This is a genomic window from Mycobacterium sp. E2989, assembly GCF_001667595.1.
In the GTDB taxonomy this organism is placed as follows: Bacteria; Actinomycetota; Actinomycetes; order Mycobacteriales; family Mycobacteriaceae; genus Mycobacterium.
Window position 1 is genome coordinate 42,673 of record NZ_LZJX01000107.1, and the last position, 16,910, is coordinate 59,582.

Annotated in this window: 17 protein-coding genes; 9 read left to right on the forward strand and 8 right to left on the reverse strand. The window is 67.1% G+C overall.

What is annotated here, in order from left to right:
- Positions 1-8: 8 nt before the first annotated feature.
- The 3 genes from A5680_RS18745 to A5680_RS18755 are packed head-to-tail and all read left to right on the forward strand — an operon-like array spanning position 9 to position 2,678.
- The gene (locus tag A5680_RS18745; RefSeq protein ID WP_055403206.1) at positions 9-1,073 is read left to right on the forward strand and encodes a thiolase domain-containing protein; all 1,065 of its coding nucleotides are present in this window, start codon (positions 9-11) and stop codon (positions 1,071-1,073) included.
- Positions 1,073-2,278: a thiolase domain-containing protein gene (locus A5680_RS18750; RefSeq protein ID WP_055403207.1), complete on the forward strand. Its 1,206-nt coding sequence runs from the start codon at positions 1,073-1,075 to the stop codon at positions 2,276-2,278. The genes A5680_RS18745 and A5680_RS18750 overlap by 1 nt, the downstream gene beginning before the upstream one ends.
- Positions 2,271-2,678 (forward strand): nuclear transport factor 2 family protein, encoded by a 408-nt coding sequence (locus A5680_RS18755; RefSeq protein WP_067821987.1) that lies wholly within the window; start codon positions 2,271-2,273, stop codon positions 2,676-2,678. Before A5680_RS18750 ends, A5680_RS18755 begins: the two co-directional genes overlap by 8 nt.
- On the opposite strand, the gene A5680_RS18760 is transcribed toward A5680_RS18755, so the two are convergent.
- Positions 2,675-3,199: a gamma carbonic anhydrase family protein gene (locus A5680_RS18760; protein ID WP_067821991.1), complete on the reverse strand. Its 525-nt coding sequence runs from the start codon at positions 3,197-3,199 to the stop codon at positions 2,675-2,677. The genes A5680_RS18755 and A5680_RS18760 overlap by 4 nt on opposite strands.
- Before the next feature lie 126 nt (positions 3,200-3,325).
- Here A5680_RS18760 and A5680_RS18765 point away from each other — a divergent pair, with 126 nt between their 5' ends.
- Both A5680_RS18765 and A5680_RS18770 read left to right on the forward strand, forming a co-directional pair.
- Entirely contained in the window at positions 3,326-4,483 is a 1,158-nt protein-coding gene (locus A5680_RS18765) for a Rieske 2Fe-2S domain-containing protein (RefSeq protein ID WP_055403210.1), read from the forward strand.
- Between the two features lie 5 nt (positions 4,484-4,488).
- Positions 4,489-4,941 carry a hypothetical protein gene (locus tag A5680_RS18770; protein WP_067821993.1) on the forward strand — a complete coding sequence of 151 codons (453 nt, stop codon included), beginning with the start codon at positions 4,489-4,491 and terminating at the stop codon, positions 4,939-4,941.
- 1 nt (position 4,942) lies between these two features.
- On the opposite strand, the gene A5680_RS18775 is transcribed toward A5680_RS18770, so the two are convergent.
- The 7 genes from A5680_RS18775 to A5680_RS18805 form a co-directional block, all read right to left on the reverse strand.
- Positions 4,943-6,088 (reverse strand): sulfotransferase, encoded by a 1,146-nt coding sequence (locus A5680_RS18775; RefSeq protein ID WP_067821995.1) that lies wholly within the window; start codon positions 6,086-6,088, stop codon positions 4,943-4,945.
- Entirely contained in the window at positions 6,088-6,870 is a 783-nt protein-coding gene (locus A5680_RS18780) for an SDR family oxidoreductase (RefSeq protein WP_055403213.1), read from the reverse strand. Before A5680_RS18780 ends, A5680_RS18775 begins: the two co-directional genes overlap by 1 nt.
- Before the next feature lie 2 nt (positions 6,871-6,872).
- Positions 6,873-8,000, reverse strand: a complete 1,128-nt coding sequence (locus A5680_RS18785; RefSeq protein ID WP_067821997.1) for a hypothetical protein — start codon at positions 7,998-8,000, stop codon at positions 6,873-6,875.
- A gap of 88 nt (positions 8,001-8,088) precedes the next feature.
- Complete coding sequence (locus A5680_RS18790) at positions 8,089-8,385, reverse strand: hypothetical protein (RefSeq protein ID WP_067821999.1); 297 nt, start codon at positions 8,383-8,385, stop codon at positions 8,089-8,091.
- Positions 8,386-8,435: 50 nt separating this feature from the next.
- Positions 8,436-9,494: a 4-hydroxy-2-oxovalerate aldolase gene (dmpG, locus tag A5680_RS18795; RefSeq protein ID WP_055403216.1), complete on the reverse strand. Its 1,059-nt coding sequence runs from the start codon at positions 9,492-9,494 to the stop codon at positions 8,436-8,438.
- Entirely contained in the window at positions 9,491-10,405 is a 915-nt protein-coding gene (locus tag A5680_RS18800) for an acetaldehyde dehydrogenase (acetylating) (RefSeq protein WP_067822002.1), read from the reverse strand. Before A5680_RS18800 ends, dmpG begins: the two co-directional genes overlap by 4 nt.
- Positions 10,406-10,456: 51 nt before the next feature.
- A complete protein-coding gene (locus A5680_RS18805) occupies positions 10,457-11,242 on the reverse strand; it encodes a 2-keto-4-pentenoate hydratase (RefSeq protein WP_055403218.1) in 786 nt (261 codons plus the stop codon).
- A gap of 72 nt (positions 11,243-11,314) precedes the next feature.
- On the opposite strand from A5680_RS18805, the gene kstD reads away from it, so the two are divergent.
- From kstD to A5680_RS18825, 4 genes are all read left to right on the forward strand, one after another.
- Positions 11,315-12,997: a 3-oxosteroid 1-dehydrogenase gene (gene kstD, locus A5680_RS18810; protein ID WP_055403222.1), complete on the forward strand. Its 1,683-nt coding sequence runs from the start codon at positions 11,315-11,317 to the stop codon at positions 12,995-12,997.
- A gap of 1 nt (position 12,998) precedes the next feature.
- Complete coding sequence (locus A5680_RS18815; protein WP_055403219.1) at positions 12,999-13,859, forward strand: MaoC/PaaZ C-terminal domain-containing protein; 861 nt, start codon at positions 12,999-13,001, stop codon at positions 13,857-13,859.
- Positions 13,860-13,914: 55 nt separating this feature from the next.
- A complete protein-coding gene (locus A5680_RS18820; protein ID WP_067822005.1) occupies positions 13,915-15,669 on the forward strand; it encodes a patatin-like phospholipase family protein in 1,755 nt (584 codons plus the stop codon).
- A 149-nt stretch (positions 15,670-15,818) separates the two neighbouring features.
- The gene (locus tag A5680_RS18825; RefSeq protein WP_067822008.1) at positions 15,819-16,766 is read left to right on the forward strand and encodes an adenylate/guanylate cyclase domain-containing protein; all 948 of its coding nucleotides are present in this window, start codon (positions 15,819-15,821) and stop codon (positions 16,764-16,766) included.
- Positions 16,767-16,910 lie beyond the last annotated feature (144 nt).

Consider the following 16,910-nt stretch of genomic DNA (forward strand, 5'->3'; position numbering starts at 1 on the left):
ACCTACCAATGAGCGCTCGCAACGTTGCGGTCGTCGGCTTCGCCCACGCCCCACACGTCCGCCGCACCGACGGCACCACCAACGGCGTCGAGATGCTGATGCCGTGCTTCGCCCAGCTCTACGAGGACCTCGGAATCACCAAGGGCGACATCGGCTTTTGGTGCTCGGGGTCCTCGGATTACCTCGCCGGGCGGGCATTCTCGTTCATCTCGGCGATCGACTCGATCGGCGCGGTACCGCCGATCAACGAGTCGCACGTGGAGATGGACGCGGCCTGGGCCCTGTACGAGGCCTACATCAAGATCCTGACCGGCGAGGTCGACACCGCGCTGGTGTACGGATTCGGTAAGTCGTCGGCGGGCATTCTGCGGCAGATCCTTTCGCGGCAGACCGACCCCTACACCGTCGCCCCGCTGTGGCCGGATTCGATCTCCATGGCGGGCCTGCAGGCCCGCATCGGGCTCGACACCGGCAAGTGGACCGAAGAGCAGATGGCGCGTGTCGCGTTCGATTCCTTTGCCAACGCTCGCCGGGTGGACAACCTCGAGCCGACGATCAACGTCGCCGACCTGCTCGAGAGGCCGTTCTTCGCCGAGCCGCTGCGACGCCATGACATCGCCCCGATCACCGACGGCGCCGCCGCGATCGTGCTCGCGGCCGATGACCGGGCACGCGAGCTGCGGGAGAACCCCGCCTGGATCACGGGGATCGAGCACCGCATCGAAACCCCCGCGCTGGGTGCGCGCGACCTCACCGAGTCCCCGTCGACCAGGGCGGCGGCCAAAGTGGCCACGGGTGGCAAGACCGACAACCTCGACGTGGCCGAGATTTGCGCGCCCTTCACCCACCAGCACCTGATCATCGAGGAGGCCATCCGGATACCGGGGCCGACCAAGGTGAATCCGTCCGGCGGCGCGCTGGCCGCCAACCCCATGTTCGTCGCCGGCCTGGAGCGGATCGGGTTTGCGGCGCAACACATCTGGAACGGGTCGGCGCAGCGGGTGCTGGCGCACGCCACCAGCGGGCCCGCGTTGCAACAGAACCTGGTTGCGGTCATGGAAGGAAAGAACTGATGGCCGGTGCAGGTGCGCACCTAGCCGCGGTACTCGGTACCGGGCAGACGAAATATGTGGCCAAGCGCCAAGACGTTTCGATGAACGGCCTGGTGCGCGAGGCCATCGACCGGGCGCTGGCCGACTCCGGTTCCACCTTCGACGACATCGACGCCGTCGTGGTCGGCAAGGCGCCCGACTTCTTCGAGGGCGTCATGATGCCGGAGCTGTTCATGGCCGACGCCGTGGGCGCGACGGGCAAGCCGCTGATCCGGGTGCACACCGCGGGCTCGGTCGGCGGATCAACCGGTGTGGTGGCCGCCAGCCTGGTGCAGTCCGGGAAATACCGGCGCGTGCTGGCGATGGCGTGGGAGAAGCAGTCGGAGTCAAACGCCATGTGGGCGTTGTCGATTCCGATCCCCTTCATCAAGCCGGTGGGCGCCGGCGCGGGTGGGTACTTCGCCCCGCACGTGCGCTCCTACATCCGCAGGTCCGGCGCGCCGCTGAACATCGGCGCCATCGTCGCGGTCAAGGACCGGCTCAACGGGGCCCGCAATCCGCTGGCGCACCTGCACCAACCCGACATCACCGTCGAGAAGGTGATGGAGTCGCCCATGCTGTGGGACCCGATCCGTTACGACGAGACCTGCCCGTCGTCCGACGGCGCCGCCGCCGTCGTGATCGGCAACGAGGAGGCCGCCGAAGCCCGCCTGGCGCAAGGAAATCCGGTGGCGTGGATCCACGCCACCGCGTTGCGCACCGAGCCGCTGCAGTTCTCCGGGCGCGACCAGGTCAGCCCGCAGGCGGGGCGCGACGCGGCCGCCGCGCTGTGGAAGGCGGCCGGCATCACCAGCCCGATCGACGAGATCGACGCGGCCGAGATCTACGTACCGTTCTCCTGGTTCGAGCCGATGTGGTTGGAAAACCTCGGCTTTGCGCCCGAGGGCGAGGGCTGGAAGCTCACCGAGGCCGGCGAGACGGCGATCGGTGGACGGTTGCCCGTCAACCCGTCGGGCGGAGTGTTGTCGTCGAATCCGATCGGCGCCTCGGGCCTGATCCGGTTCGCGGAGGCGGCGATTCAGGTGATGGGCAAGGGTGGCGATCACCAGGTTCCGAACGCGCGCAAGGCGTTGGGACACGCCTACGGCGGCGGTTCGCAGTACTACTCCATGTGGGTGGTCGGTGCGGACAAGCCGAGGCCGGAAAAGGTCGGCGCCGATGGCTGAGCACCCCGCGCACGACGCCGGCCGGCGCTCGCGCGAGGCCGTAATCGCCAGGGACAAGGAGGCGTGGCTGGCGGTTTTCGCCGACGACGCCATCGTGGAGGACCCGATCGGCCCGTCGGCCTTCGATCCGGAGGGCAAGGGCCACCGGGGCCGCGACGCGATCGCGGCCTTCTGGGACAAGGCCATCGCCCCGACCAAGCGGATCGAGTTCGTCTTTCGCGACACGTACCAGTGCGGCAATGAGGAAGCCAACGTCGGCCACATCCTGATCACCCACGGCGACTATCAGGTGACCGCCGAGGGCGTCTTCACGTACAAGGCCAACGGCGAGGGCAAGCTGACCGCCCTGCGCGCGTACTGGGAGATGGACCGCGCGGCCGCGTCGGCCCGCAAGGTCTAAAGCGGCTCGAGCCCGGCCAGGTGCCGCTGCGCCAGCTCGCGATAGGCCTGCGGATTCACCTTGATCCACATCTCGGCGCCCGTTCCGGCGACCGGGCCCTTGATCTGTGCCGGCGAGCCGACCGCCAGCATGCCGGCGGGAATCTGGGTGCCGGCCGTCACCAACGAGTGGGCGGCGACCAGGCTGCGCGCGCCGATCACGGCGCCGTCGAGGACGGTGGCGTGGTTGGCGATCATCGCCTCGGAACCGACGTGCACCCCGTGAATGCAGCACATGTGCGCCACGGTGGCGCCCGGGCCGATGTCGACCGGTATGCCCGGCGGCGCGTGCAGCACCGACCCGTCCTGGACGTTCGCGCCCTCGCGCACCACGATGGGCCCGTAATCGCCGCGCAGCACGGTGTTGAACCACACCGACGCACCGGCCTCGACGACGACGTCGCCGATCAGGGTGGCGGTCGGGGCCACGAACGCGGTGGGGTCGACCCGCGGCGCCCGGCCTTCGAAAGCAAACAGCGGCATCGTCTAGATATACCCCGAGCGCCGAGGCGTCGCGGGAAAGCCCAGCCAGACTCGCCGTCGTTGCGCGGCGACACCGCAAAACTGTAACGTGTTCTAGTTAGAGGGGCAGTGAGTTGGAGGTGACAGGTGAGTACCGACACCAAGGCGGTCGGCATCCGGGAGATCGATCCCGGCGCATTGCCGACCAGGTACGCCCGGGGCTGGCATTGCCTCGGTGTGGCAAAGGACTTCCAGGACGGTAAGCCGCACTCCGTCGAGGCGTTCGGCACCAAGCTGGTGGTTTTCGCCGACTCGCAGGGCGACCTCAAGGTTCTGGACGGCTACTGCCGCCACATGGGCGGGGACCTGTCGGAAGGCACCATCAAGGGCGACGAGGTGGCCTGCCCGTTCCACGACTGGCGGTGGGGCGGCGACGGTCGCTGCAAGCTGGTGCCCTACGCCAAGCGCACGCCCAAGACGGCGCGCACCCGCTCGTGGACGACCGATGTGCGGGGCGGCCTGCTGTTCGTCTGGCACGACCACGAACAGAATCCGCCGGACCCCGCGGTCCGGATTCCCGACATCCCGGAAGCGGCCAGCGACGAGTGGACCGAATGGCGGTGGAACCGCATCCTGATCGAGGGGTCGAACTGCCGCGACATCATCGACAACGTCACCGACATGGCGCACTTCTTTTACATCCATTTCGGGTTGCCGACCTACTTCAAGAACGTCTTCGAGGGCCACATCGCCTCGCAGTACCTGCACAACGTGGGCCGGCAGGACGTCAATGACCTGGGCACCTCCTACGGCGAGGCGCACCTCGATTCGGAGGCTTCGTACTTCGGGCCGTCGTTCATGATCAACTGGCTGCACAACAGCTACGGCGGCTACAAGGCCGAGTCGATCCTGATCAACTGTCACTACCCCGTGACCCAGAACTCGTTCGTGCTGCAGTGGGGCGTCATCGTCGAAAAGCCCAAGGGCATGGACGAAGCCATGACCGACAAGCTCTCGCGGGTGTTCACCGAAGGCGTCAGCAAGGGCTTCCTGCAGGATGTCGAGATCTGGAAGCACAAGACCCGCATCGACAACCCGCTGCTGGTCGAGGAGGACGGCGCCGTCTATCAGCTGCGCCGCTGGTATCAGCAGTTCTACGTAGACGTGGCCGACATCCAGCCGGAAATGGTGGAGCGCTTCGAGATCGAGGTGGACACCACCCGCGCCAACGAGTACTGGAACGCCGAGGTCGAGGAGAACCTGAAGGCCAGGGACTCCGAAGACGTTCCGGCGGAGCAACACTGACCGACATGTCCGACGATCAGCCGGCGGTTCCCGACGTCGATCGGCTCGCTCGGTCGATGCTGCTGCTGCACGGCGATCATCACGACCACGACGACGCGCCCGCCCGCAATGGCGGCTCCGGATCCTGGTCGAAGTCGAGGGATTTCGCCAACGATCCGCAACGCGCGGCCGCCGTAGCCGAGGCCAGTCGCGCCGACCGCGAGCGCTACCTCAGCTCGGGGCTACTGCCGGTGGACTGCCGGTTCTGCCACGTCACCGTCACCGTCCGGAGGCTGGGCCCGGGCCACACCGCGGTGCAATGGAACACCGAGGCGTGGCAACGCTGCGCGCATTTCACCGAGGTGCGCAACTCCGGCGGCGACACCGCCCGCACTCGGTCCTGTCCCAAGTTGAGCGACAGCATCGAACACGCGGTCGCGGAGGGCTACCTCGGCGAGCCGACGCCCGAGGACGACTGAATCACAGCCCGGCGAAGCGCTCCTTGACGGTTTCGACGGTCAGCCCGTAGTCGGCCAGCGAGTACCGATGCTTCGGCGCGCGCTCGCCGGATTGGCTGTCGGCGTGCGTCTTCTCCATGGCCGCCCGCGCCTCGTCGGTCAGCGTCAACCCGAAATGCCGGTAAATGTCTGCGACGGTGCCGATCGGATCGGCGATGAGCTCCTTGTAGTCGACGTCATAAAACTGCGCGGGCGAATACTTGGCGCGGGCGACGTTGAAGCGTTCCAACCCGCGCGACCAGGTGTCCATCGCGTCGGCACCGATTTGCGCCCCATCGAACGACGTCGACCAGCCCTCGGCGGTGTGCTGGGCCAGCGAGCACATCGAAGCCATGATCGTCTCGACTGGCCGATGCGTCTGAATCACCAGCGCGTCGGGATAGGTCGCCATCAGCGCGTCCAGTGCAAACAGGTGGCTGGGATTCTTGAGCACCCAACGCTTTTCGGTGTCGTTGAGGCCGATCAGCTGGAGGTTCTTGCGGTGCCGTTGGTACGACGGCGTCCAATCCTGCCCCGCCAGCCACTGCGCGTAGGTGGGGACGTGGGCGAGCGTCTCGTAGGACACCGAATGCAGCGACTGCCGGAGCAGCTGCCAGCACTCCTCCAGCTCGTACGCCGCCATGAAGTGCAGACCGGTGTAGCCGGGGTTCTCCTGATGGTGCCTGGTGAACTGCGCGTCGAGCTGTTGGTAGAGGGGGTGCGAGTCCCAGGTTTCGCGTGGCGGGCGGGGCTGGGGGAATTCGGCCAGCCACATGTGCAAGCCCTGGTGCGCGGGGTCGGCCCCCAACAGCCGGTGCAGCGCGGTGGTGCCGGTGCGCACCAGGCCGGTGACGAAAATCGGGCGTTCGATGACGACGTCGGCGTGCTGCGGGTACTGCTTCCACGAAGCCTCCGACAGGAGCCTGGCGACCAGCGCGCCGCGTAGGAAGAACCGATTCATCTTGCTGCCCAACACCGTTAGGCCCGCCTCGCGCCGGTAGGAGTCGAGCAGCACCTCCAGCGCCTCGAGATAGTTGTCGTCGTTGGCGCCGAAGTCGTCCAGTCCGGTGAGCTTGGTGGCGGACGCGTGCAGTTCGTCGACGGTGCCGATATCGGTGCGATCGGACATTACGTGTGATACTCCCCGCAGTTGACGTCGAGCGTCTGCCCGGTGATGCCACTGGACAGGTCGCTGGCCAGGAACAGGATGGCCGAGGCCACCTCGTCTTCGGTGGGTAGGCGCTTCAGGTCGGAGTTCGCCGCCGTGGCCGCGTAGATCTGGTCCACCGTGGTGCCGTACTTGCCCGCCTGGTGTTCGAAGTAAGCCTGCAGGGTGTCGCCCCAGATATAGCCGGGGGCAACCGAATTGACGCGAATGCCCTTCTCGCCGAGCTCGGTGGCCAGCGACTGCGACATGGACAGCAGCGCCGACTTGGCCATCTTGTAGGCGCCGTATTTGGCCTGGGAGTGCCGCAGCACCATGGAGTTGACGTTGACGATCGACCCGTGCGACTTTTCCAGTGCGGGCGTGAAGGCCTGGATGAGCCGCAACGCGCCGAGCGCGCTGAGCTCGATGGCGTCGCGGATGTGCTGAAAACTGGTGCCGGCCAACGGCTTCATGGACGGCACGCGGAAGGCGTTGTTGATCAGCACGTCGACCTTGCCGTAGGTGGCCATGGTCGTCTCGACGAGGTAGCTGACCTCGTCGTCGTCGGTGATGTCACAGCGCACGGCCAACGCCTTGTGCCCGGCGTCGTTGACCTCCTTGGCGACGCTTTCCAGCCGTTCCACCGTGCGCGCCGCCAGCACCAGGTCGGCACCGTCCTTCGAGAACCGGTGCGCCAGGGTGGTGCCGAGTCCCGGTCCTACGCCGCTGATGACGACGACCTTCTCGTTGAGCAATCCTGACATCGTCACCCCAGCATCCTGGCCGCAATTTGTTGTTGGCGCAGCGTTATTCGCGCACGCCATTCGTCGTCGGAGATCTTATTGTGTTCGAAGTACGGCAGCGCGGCCGGGACGGCGTCGAAGTCGACCAACTCCACGGTGGGTCCGTCCGCCTCGGTGAGCTGTCGGGACACCCGCTGCCAGCGGAACTGCAGGAAGCCCCGCCGGTGGCCGAGCGTCTCCACCCAGTTGGTCACTCCCGGATTCTGGTCGGCGACGACGATGCGCACCTTGCCGTCCGGATCCGCCTGTGCCTGAGTGTTGTTCAGCGATGTCTGGTGATTGATGTAGTCCAGCGAGATGTACCACAGGCTGCCCAGCTGGAAGCCGAGATAGGGCGCGTCGGAGACCGGGATGGTGATCACCAGCGCCTGATCGGGGCGCAGGTCGTAGTGGCCCACCGACGAGTACTGGGTCGCCAGGCCGCCAGGCGTCAACCGGGGCGCGACCATGGTGTTGACCGGAAGATCGAGGTAGAACCACTGCGGGAACTGCAGCCACGTCTTCACCCGGTTGACAAGCTGCTTTCCGGCTGTGGCGTAACGCTTTTCGATGGTCTCCCGGGTCAGGGGCGGCGGGGCGGTGCCGGCGGTGTCCAGCCGGGAGATCGCCAGCGTGCCACGCTGCGCCGACCAGTCGCCGTACACCTCGCGGATGACCAGCTGGCCATTGCTGGTGGGCCGCACCCGCCACTCGAAGCTGCCGTCGGCCGCGATCTCGAGTTCACGGTCGTCGAACGCGGCCTGGCTGGCCGGTACGTTGTCGTCGGTGTATTCACCGCCGAGCAGCTGGAAGCTCAGGTCGGTCGTGGTGCCACGCCGTCCGGTCACCACGTAGTCGTGGTTGGCGTGCACCCGGGTACCGAAGTAGAGGGTGTCGGGGTTGTCCAGGCCCATCTTGGTGAACGGCCCGGTGCCCGACTGCAGGAAGGGGTGATCGCGGTCGTAGTCGAAGGCCAGGTGGATGCAGGCCGAAACGCAGCCCGCCAAATACTGCAGCCCTTCGAGCAGGTCGGCTTCGGTCTCGATGAAGGGCGCGTCGGCGACTAATTTCTCGGCTTCGGCGATCGCTGAGGTGAGAGGATCAGAGAACACGCATAGACGCTAGAACGTGTTCTACTTTTTCGTCAATGGCGAACGTTCGCGCGCGTCCGCCATGGCGTTCAGCGACGAGGCCGGCTCACTAGGGTGCGCACTGCTGCGACAGGTCGATCAGGTGCTGCCGCACGTCGGGATGCCGGTTCAGGTAGTCGATGACGTTGGGTCCGCCGCCTTCCGCCTCCGACTGGGCCTGCAGCTGCGCATGCAGGTCGGGATGCCGCTGTAGGTACTGGTCGATGGAGTTACCGACGGTCTGGCACTGTGGGGCCGCGCCGGCCACCGGCAGCGCGATGATCGTCGCGGCGGTAACAGCCAGCAAACTCCCGGCGAGCGCGCCGGAGAGTCCGCGGCCACGGGTATTCCTGGATGTCACGGTCATGCGCGCCAGGCTACTCCGGATAGCTTTGCGTCGCCTATGGGAACGGGCCGCTATTTGGCGGCCGCGGCGCCGCTCTCTTGCTCGCGCTTGATTTCGAGCGCGATGTCGATGAGTTGGTCTTCCTGGCCACCGATGAGCTTGCGCTGACCGGCCCGATGCAGCAGCTGGTGGGCCGGCACGCCGTAGCGCTCGGACTGGCGGATGGCGTGCTTGAGGAAGCTGGAGTACACCCCGGAATAGCCCATGATCAGGGCGTTGCGGTCCAGCAGGCACTCGGCGGGCATGGCCGGGGCGACCACCTCCTCGGCGGCGTCGGCGATGTCGAAGAAGTCGATGCCGGTCTTGACGCCGATCTTGTCGAACACCCCGATGAGCGCCTCCACGGGCGCGTTGCCCGCGCCGGCACCGAACCGGCGGCACGACCCGTCGATCTGCTTGGCGCCCGCGCGCACCGCCTCCACCGAGTTGGCCACGCCCAGGCCCAGGTTCTCGTGCCCGTGGAAGCCCACCTGGGCGTCGTCGCCGAGCTCAGCGACCAGCGCCGCCACCCGGTCGCGCACGCCTTCGAGGACCAGCGCGCCGGCCGAGTCGACCACGTACACGCACTGGCAGCCCGCGTCGGCCATGATGCGGGCCTGGGCGGCCAGCTTCTCCGGCGGGATCGTGTGCGACATCATCAGGAACCCGACGGTTTCCAGCCCCAGCTCGCGCGCCAGGCCGAAGTGCTGGATGGACACGTCGGCCTCGGTGCAATGGGTGGCGATCCGGCAGATCGACCCGCCGTTGTTCTGGGCCTCCTTGATGTCCTCCTTGGTGCCCACCCCGGGCAGCATCAGGAAGGCGATCTTGGCCTCCTTGGCCGTCTCGGCGGCCAGCTTGATCAGCTCCTGCTCGGGTGTCTTGGAGAACCCGTAGTTGAAGCTGGAGCCGCCCAGCCCGTCGCCGTGGGTGACCTCGATGACCGGCACGCCCGCGGTGTCCAGGGCAGCGACGATGGCGCCCACTTCTTCTTTGGTGAACTGGTGGCGTTTGTGGTGCGAGCCGTCCCGCAGCGACGTGTCGGTCAGCCGCACGTCCCAGATCGGGTTGAAGAAAATGTCACTACTCATCGCGTGCCTCCTGCCACCGACAGCGTCTCCTTGGCGATCTCCTCGCCGACCTTGGTGGCCGCGGCGGTCATGATGTCGAGGTTGCCCGCATACGGGGGCAGGTAATCGCCGGCGCCCTCCACCTCGACGAACGTGGTGACCACCGCCTGGCCGCCGGAGTTGAGCGACGGCTCGTCGAACTGCGGCTCGTTCAGCAGCCGGTATCCCGGCACATACGTCTGCACCTCGGCCACCACGTCGTGGATGGATTTCGCGATCGCGTCGCGGTCGGCGTCCTCGGGGATAGCGCAGAAGATGGTGTCGCGCATGATCATCGGCGGGTCGGCGGGGTTGAGGATGATGATGGCCTTGCCGCGCTCGGCGCCGCCGATGGTCTGAACGCCCTTGCTGGTGGTCTTGGTGAACTCGTCGATGTTGGCCCTGGTTCCCGGGCCCGCCGAGACCGACGCCACCGACGCCACGATCTCCGCATAGGGAACGTCCACGACCCGGCTGACGGCGTAGACGATCGGGATGGTCGCCTGTCCCCCGCAGGTGATCATGTTGACGTTCGGCGCGTCGAGGTGCTGGCGCAGGTTGGCCGGCGGAATCACCGCCGGACCCACCGCGGCCGGCGTCAGGTCGATGGCGCGGATGCCGGCGGCCTCGTATTTGGGGGCGGCGTCGCGGTGCACGTAGGCGCTGGTCGCCTCGAAGACCAGGTCGGGCTTCTCGGACTGGGCCAGCAACCAGTCGACCCCCTCGTGCGTGGTCTCCAGACCGAGCTTGCGGGCCCGGGCCAGGCCTTCGCTTTCCGGGTCGATGCCCACCATCCAGCGCGGCTCCAGCCAATCGGACCGCAGCAACTTGTAGAGCAGGTCAGTGCTGATGTTTCCCGACCCGACAATGGCCACACTCGCCTTAGCCGGCATGACGCTCCTTTGCGAAGCTGTTGATATTTAAGTCCGACGATTTAATTCGAGCTATTCGAACGACAGATGGACAGAGCCCAGGCCTGTGAAGTCGGCCACAAACTCGTCGCCGGCATGCGCGTCGATCGCGCGCGTGCACGACCCGGGGAGAACCAGGTCGCCTTTGCGCAACCGGACGCCGAAGCCCTCCACCTTGCGGGCCAGCCAGGCCACCGCGGTGACCGGGTTGCCCAGCACCGCGTCCGTCCGGCCCTCCGCGACGACATCGCCGTTGCGGCGCAGCACGGCGTCGATCCCCTTGATGTCGACGTCGCGCGGGGACACCCGCGCCCTACCCAGCACGAAACCCGCCGACGAGGCGTTGTCGGCGATGGTGTCGCACAGCTCGATCTTCCAATCGGTGATCCTGGTGTCGATCAGCTCGATCGACGGGACCAGCGCCTCGGTGGCCGCCAGCACGTCCTCCTCGGTGCAGTCGGCGCCCGGCAGGTCGCTGTTGAGGATGAAACCGACCTCGACCTCGACCCTGGGCCACAGGTAGCGGCTGGCCTTGACGGGGGTGTCTTCGAACAATTGCATCTCGTCGAGCAAATGCCCGTAGTCCGGCTCGTCGACCCCCATCATCTGCTGGATCGCCTTCGACGACAGGCCCACCTTGTGGCCCAGCACGCGGGCCCCCTCGGCGACCCGCTGGCGGATGTTGATCAGCTGGATCTCGTACGCGTCGACGACGTCGATGTCCGGGTGGACGGCCGTGAGCGGAGCAATCGGCGAGCGGCTCCGCTCGGCCTGCGCCAGGTCGGCAGCTAGCTCGTCTCGCGTCGCAACACTGAGCATCTGCAGAAGTCCCCTCGTTCGTGTGACCGGCCCAGTAGCGCCCGGCCCGGGCAATTCTATAACGTGTTCTACATGACAGCACAGGAGCTCGACGTCGTCGTGGTCGGCAGCGGCGGCGCCGGCATGGTGGCTGCCCTTACCGCCGCTCACCGGGGCCTTTCCACAGTAGTCATCGAGAAGGCTGCGCATTTCGGCGGCTCGACCGCCCGCTCGGGTGGGGGCGTCTGGATTCCCAACAACGAGGTGCTCAAGCGTGACGGCGTCCGGGACAACCCCGAGGCCGCCCGCACCTACCTGCACGGCATCATCGGCGACATCGTCGAGCCGGAGCGCATCGACGCCTACCTCGAACACGGACCCGAGATGCTGTCGTTCGTGCTCAAGCACACCCCGCTCAAGATGTGCTGGGTTCCGCGCTACTCCGACTACTACCCCGAGGCGCCGGGCGGCCGCGCCGAGGGCCGCTCGATCGAACCGAAGCCCTTCGACGCCCGCAAGCTCGGGCCGGACATGGCCGGCCTGGAGCCCGCGTACGGCAAGGTGCCGTTGAACGTCGTTGTCATGCAACAGGACTACGTGCGGCTGAACCAGCTGAAGCGACACCCGCGGGGCGTGCTGCGCAGCCTGAAGGTCGGCGCGCGCACGATGTGGGCGAAGGCGGCCGGAAAGAACCTGGTCGGCATGGGCCGGGCGTTGATCGGCCCGCTGCGAATCGGGTTGCAGCAGGCCGGTGTTCCGGTGTTGCTCAACACCGCGCTGACCGACCTGTACGTCGAGGACGGCGTGGTGCGCGGCGTCTACGTCCGCGACACGGGGGCTTCGGAGTCATCCGAGCCGCGGCTGATCCGGGCGCGGCGGGGCGTGATCCTCGCCTCCGGTGGTTTCGAGCACAACGAGCAGATGCGGGTGAAGTACCAGCGTGCGCCCATCACCACCGAGTGGACCGTCGGCGCCAAGGCCAACACCGGCGACGGCATCGTCGCCGCCGAAAAGTTAGGCGCCGCACTGGAATTGATGGAAGACGCCTGGTGGGGTCCGACGGTGCCGCTGGTCGGCGCGCCCTGGTTCGCGTTGTCGGAACGCAATTCGCCGGGATCGATCATCGTCAACATGTCGGGCAAGCGGTTCATGAACGAGTCGATGCCGTACGTCGAGGCCTGCCATCACATGTACGGAGGGGAATTCGGCCAGGGGCCCGGTCCGGGCGAGAACATCCCGGCGTGGCTGGTCTTCGACCAGCAGTACCGCGACCGCTACATCTTTGCCGGATTGCAGCCGGGCCAACGGATTCCGCGCAAGTGGCTGGATTCCGGGGTCATCATCCAGGCCGACACGCTGGAGGAGCTGGCCGTCAAGGCCGGCCTGCCGGCCGCCGAACTGCTGGCCACCGTGCAGCGGTTCAACGGCTTCGCCCGCTCCGGCGTCGACGAGGACTTTCACCGCGGCGAGAGCGCTTACGACCGCTATTACGGCGACCCGACCAACAAACCCAACCCCAACCTCGGCGAGCTCAGGCACGCGCCGTACTACGCGGCCAAGATGGTGCCCGGGGACCTGGGCACCAAGGGCGGCGTGCGCACCGACGTCCACGGCCGCGCGCTGCGCGACGACGGCACGATCATCGAAGGCCTGTACGCCGCGGGCAATGTCAGCGCACCGGTAATGGGCCACACCTACCCGGGCCCTGGCGGCACCATCGGCCCGGCGATGACGTTCGGTTATCTGGCCGCGCTGCACATTGCGGGGGAACGCTGAGATGCCCATTGACGTAGCTGTGGCGCTGGCCGCCGAGCTGGAGCCCATCGAATTCTCTTGGACCAGTAGCGATGTCCAGCTTTATCACCTGGCGCTGGGGGCCGGCAAGGATCCGATGGACCGGCGGGAACTGCGGTATCTCGTCGACGACACTCCGCAGGTCCTGCCGACGTTCGGCAACGTGGCGGCCTCCTTCCACATGACCAAGCCGCCGACCGTGCAGTTCCCCGGCATCGACATCGAATTGGGCAAGGTGTTGCACGCCAGCGAGCGGGTGGAGGTGCCCGGGCCGCTGCCGCCGTCGGGCTCGGCCCGCGCCGTCACCCGGTTCACCGACATCTGGGACAAGGGCAAGGCCGCGGTGATCTGGAGTGAGACGACGGTCAGCGCGCCCGACGGCACGGTGCTGTGGACGCAGCGGCGGTCGATCTTCGCCCGCGGTGAAGGCGGATTCGGCGGTGAACGCGGCCCGTCCACCTCCGACGCGGCGCCGGATCGATCGCCGGACCTGGAGATCGAGGTGCCGATCCTGCCGCAGCAGGCGCTGCTGTACCGGCTGTGCGGAGACCGCAACCCCCTGCACTCCGATCCGGATTTCGCTGCGGCCAATGGCTTTTCGCAGCCCATCCTGCACGGACTGTGCACCTACGGCATGACGTGCAAGGCGATCGTCGACACGCTGCTGGACGGCGACGCCGGGGCGGTGGCCGCATACGGCGCACGCTTCGCCGGAGTGGCGTTCCCAGGCGAGAGCTTGATCGTCAACGTGTGGAAAGAAGATGGCCGTTTGGTGGCCGGCGTTGTCGCGCCTGCGCGCGACAACGCCGTGGTGCTGAGTGGCGTCGAGCTGATCCCGGCATAGCGCCTTTGCGCCGCGCGGACTACCGCTAAGCGGCACAATATGCTTACGTCCTTTCATGGTCGCTGAAGGGCAGTCGCCCGAACCGCGTGCGGCCGACGAGCGAGCCGCACTGCGGAGCATTCCGCTATTCGCCGAGATCGACGACGAACAACTCCACCTGCTCACGAAGACCGTAGGTCGCCAGCACGTCCCCGCCAACGAGTGGCTCTTTCACATGGGCGACCCGTCGGACGCCATCTATGTAATCGCCTCGGGACGATTCGCGGCCGTCGGCCTCGACGGACAGGTGCTTCGTGAGATGGCGTCAGGTGACTCGATCGGAGACCTGGGCGTGATCACCGGCGCCGCTCGCTCGGCCGGGGTACGAGCCCTTCGGGACGGCGTCGTCTGGAGGATCGCCGCCGACACGTTCAGCGAGGTGCTCGCCAAAGCCCCACAACTGCAATCGGCGATGTTCCGAGCGATGGCGGTAATGCTTCGCGAGTCACGAGCCGCCACCGTCTCTCGCGGTCGCCGGGTCGTCGGCGTGGTGGCGAGCGGGGATGCGGTCGCGGCGCCGATCGTCGACGCGATCGTGACTCGGCTGCGATCGCACGGTCGGGCCGCCGTCGTCGCGCCACCCGTCGAAACCACGGCTGCGGCCAATCATTACGGCGAGCTCGTCGACGCGTTCAGCGAGACCCTCGACCGCGTCGAGCGAAGCAACGATTGGGTCTTGCTGGTGGCCGATCGGGGCTCGGGCGACAGCTGGCGACGCTATGTCACCGCGCAAAGCGACCGAGTGGTGGTGCTTGCCGATCAAACCGATCCGCCGGAGGCGCTCGAACCACCCGTGACGCAAGGGCCGGTCCACCTCGTCACTTGCGGCGTCGTGCCGGACCCGAGCTGGTGGGATCTGCTGCAGCCGGTCTCGCATCACCCCGCCGACGACGACGGAATCGGCGCGCTGGCCCGCAGAATCGCCGGCCGGTCCCTGGGCCTCGTTCTGGGCGGCGGGGGCGCGCGGGGCCTCGCGCATTACGGCGTCTACGAAGAGCTCACGCGGGCGGGCGTCGTCATCGACCGGTTCGGCGGAACCAGTTCCGGCGCCCTCGCCGCGGCCACGTTCGCGCTGGGGCTGGACGCGCGGGATTGCACCGCGGCGGCGCGGAAGTACATTGCGGAGACCAGGCCGGTCAGCGACTACACGATCCCCGCGATAGCCCTCACAAGAGGCCGCCGTGTCGACCGCCTGATAGAGGGATTCTTCGGTGGCACCACCCTGATCGAGCGCCTGCCGAGGGAGTTCTTTTCCGTCTCCACCGACATCATCACGGGCGATCAGATCATCCATCGCCGTGGATTGCTGTGGGTCGCCGTGCGCGCATCGATCTCGATACCCGGGCTCCTGCCGCCGGTGCAGCATGGGGAACGGCTGCTCGTCGACGGCGGACTGATGAACATCCTGCCGGCCGACGTGATGTGCGCCGACCCGGACGGCGAGGTGATATGCGTCGATCTGCGCACGACGTGGGTGCCATCGAAGGGATTTGGCCCGCTGCCGGCGAAGCTTCAGCCGCCCGCGTTCGTCCGGCGGCTCTTGACCGGCACGGATGTAGCCCTGCCGCCGCTGCAAGACACGTTGCTTCGCAGCGTCGAACTCGCGGCCCCCAAGTGGAACCTGCGCGAGCTCCCCCGAGTCGCGGCGATCATCGAGCCGGACGTCTCGGCGATCGGTCCGCTGGACTTCAAAAACATCGATGCTGCCCTGAAGGCCGGGCGGATCGCAGCCCGCAGAACCCTCGAAGCGCAGCCGTCGCTTGTTCGCTGAGCCTGTACGATTACGCTGCAGCCAACGGCTCAGCATCTTCAGGTGGCAGACGCTTAGTGTGTGCACAGGGTGGTCAGGGCGAGCGGGGCAGACAACGACGAGTCTCGCTCGCGCACGCGGCCGTTCGAGTGCGGCGAGGCTGTTAACCCATGGGCTCCGATTGGTGGGACAAGCCGCTGGCCAATCTGGTCATGCACTTGAATGGCGGCGAGAAGATCGTGCCGATCTTCGATCAATTATTCGTCGGCCGTCAGTGCGCGGGCATCGATGAACAGCGCCGACTGGTCATTCCCGATCCGAACATCTCCCGCAACCACCTCGAGATTCGCTTGGACGTCAGCACCGACCGGGCTTACCTCATCGACACCAGCACCAACGGGACGTTGCTCAATGGCATGCCCCTGGAGCGCGCCGTCCAGGTCCCCATCAAGCCCGAGGACCGGATCTCGATAGGCGACGTGGTGCTCGTCTTCCGATCGGACCGGTTCACTGCCGCCGGGGTAACCAACACGAGCCCGACCCTGACCCGCATCGTCGAGGAGACCATGGTCATGGTGGTCGGGGACATTACCAACTACTCGACGATCTCCGAAGTGACCGACAACAGGGTGATCGCCCAGAGCCTGAACTATCTCTGGCACGAGCTCAACCTCGTGCTGCGCGCCCATCGCGGCACGCTCAACCATTACGCCGGCGATGCGCTGTATGCGGTCTGGGAACCGCGGACCATTCCGAGGGCTAACGAGCTCGCGATCGACTTCGCGCTCGCCGCGAACCAAAGGGTCGAGGAGCTCGGGCCCACGCTCCCGCTGCGTAGCCCGGACGGGTCGCCGATCCGCATGGGTTGGGGAGTGGTGCAGGGCCGGGCCGCGATCGCCGCCATGACACGAACGGTCACGGCCGTAATCGGCGACGCGACCAACGTCGCGTTCCGGTTGGCCGGCATTGCCGGACGGGGCGGGCGCCCGATCGTGATGGTCAGCAGCGGCGTTCACGCCGCCGTCGAGGCGCAATACATTTGGGGCCACTCCGAGCAGGTAGAGATCAAGGGCCGGCGCGGAATGGAGACCGTCTTCGGTGTTGTCGCACGCGCGTAGCCGGACCCTCTGCGCCGAGTCTGCGACGCCCCTCTGCGGCGAGCGTGCGGCTAGCCGCACACTAGCCCCCCCCCCAGGCGGGAAGCCCCCCCGACCCCCGCGCTCCCCACCACCCCCCGCCCCCCACGGGGGGCCGGGCCCCCC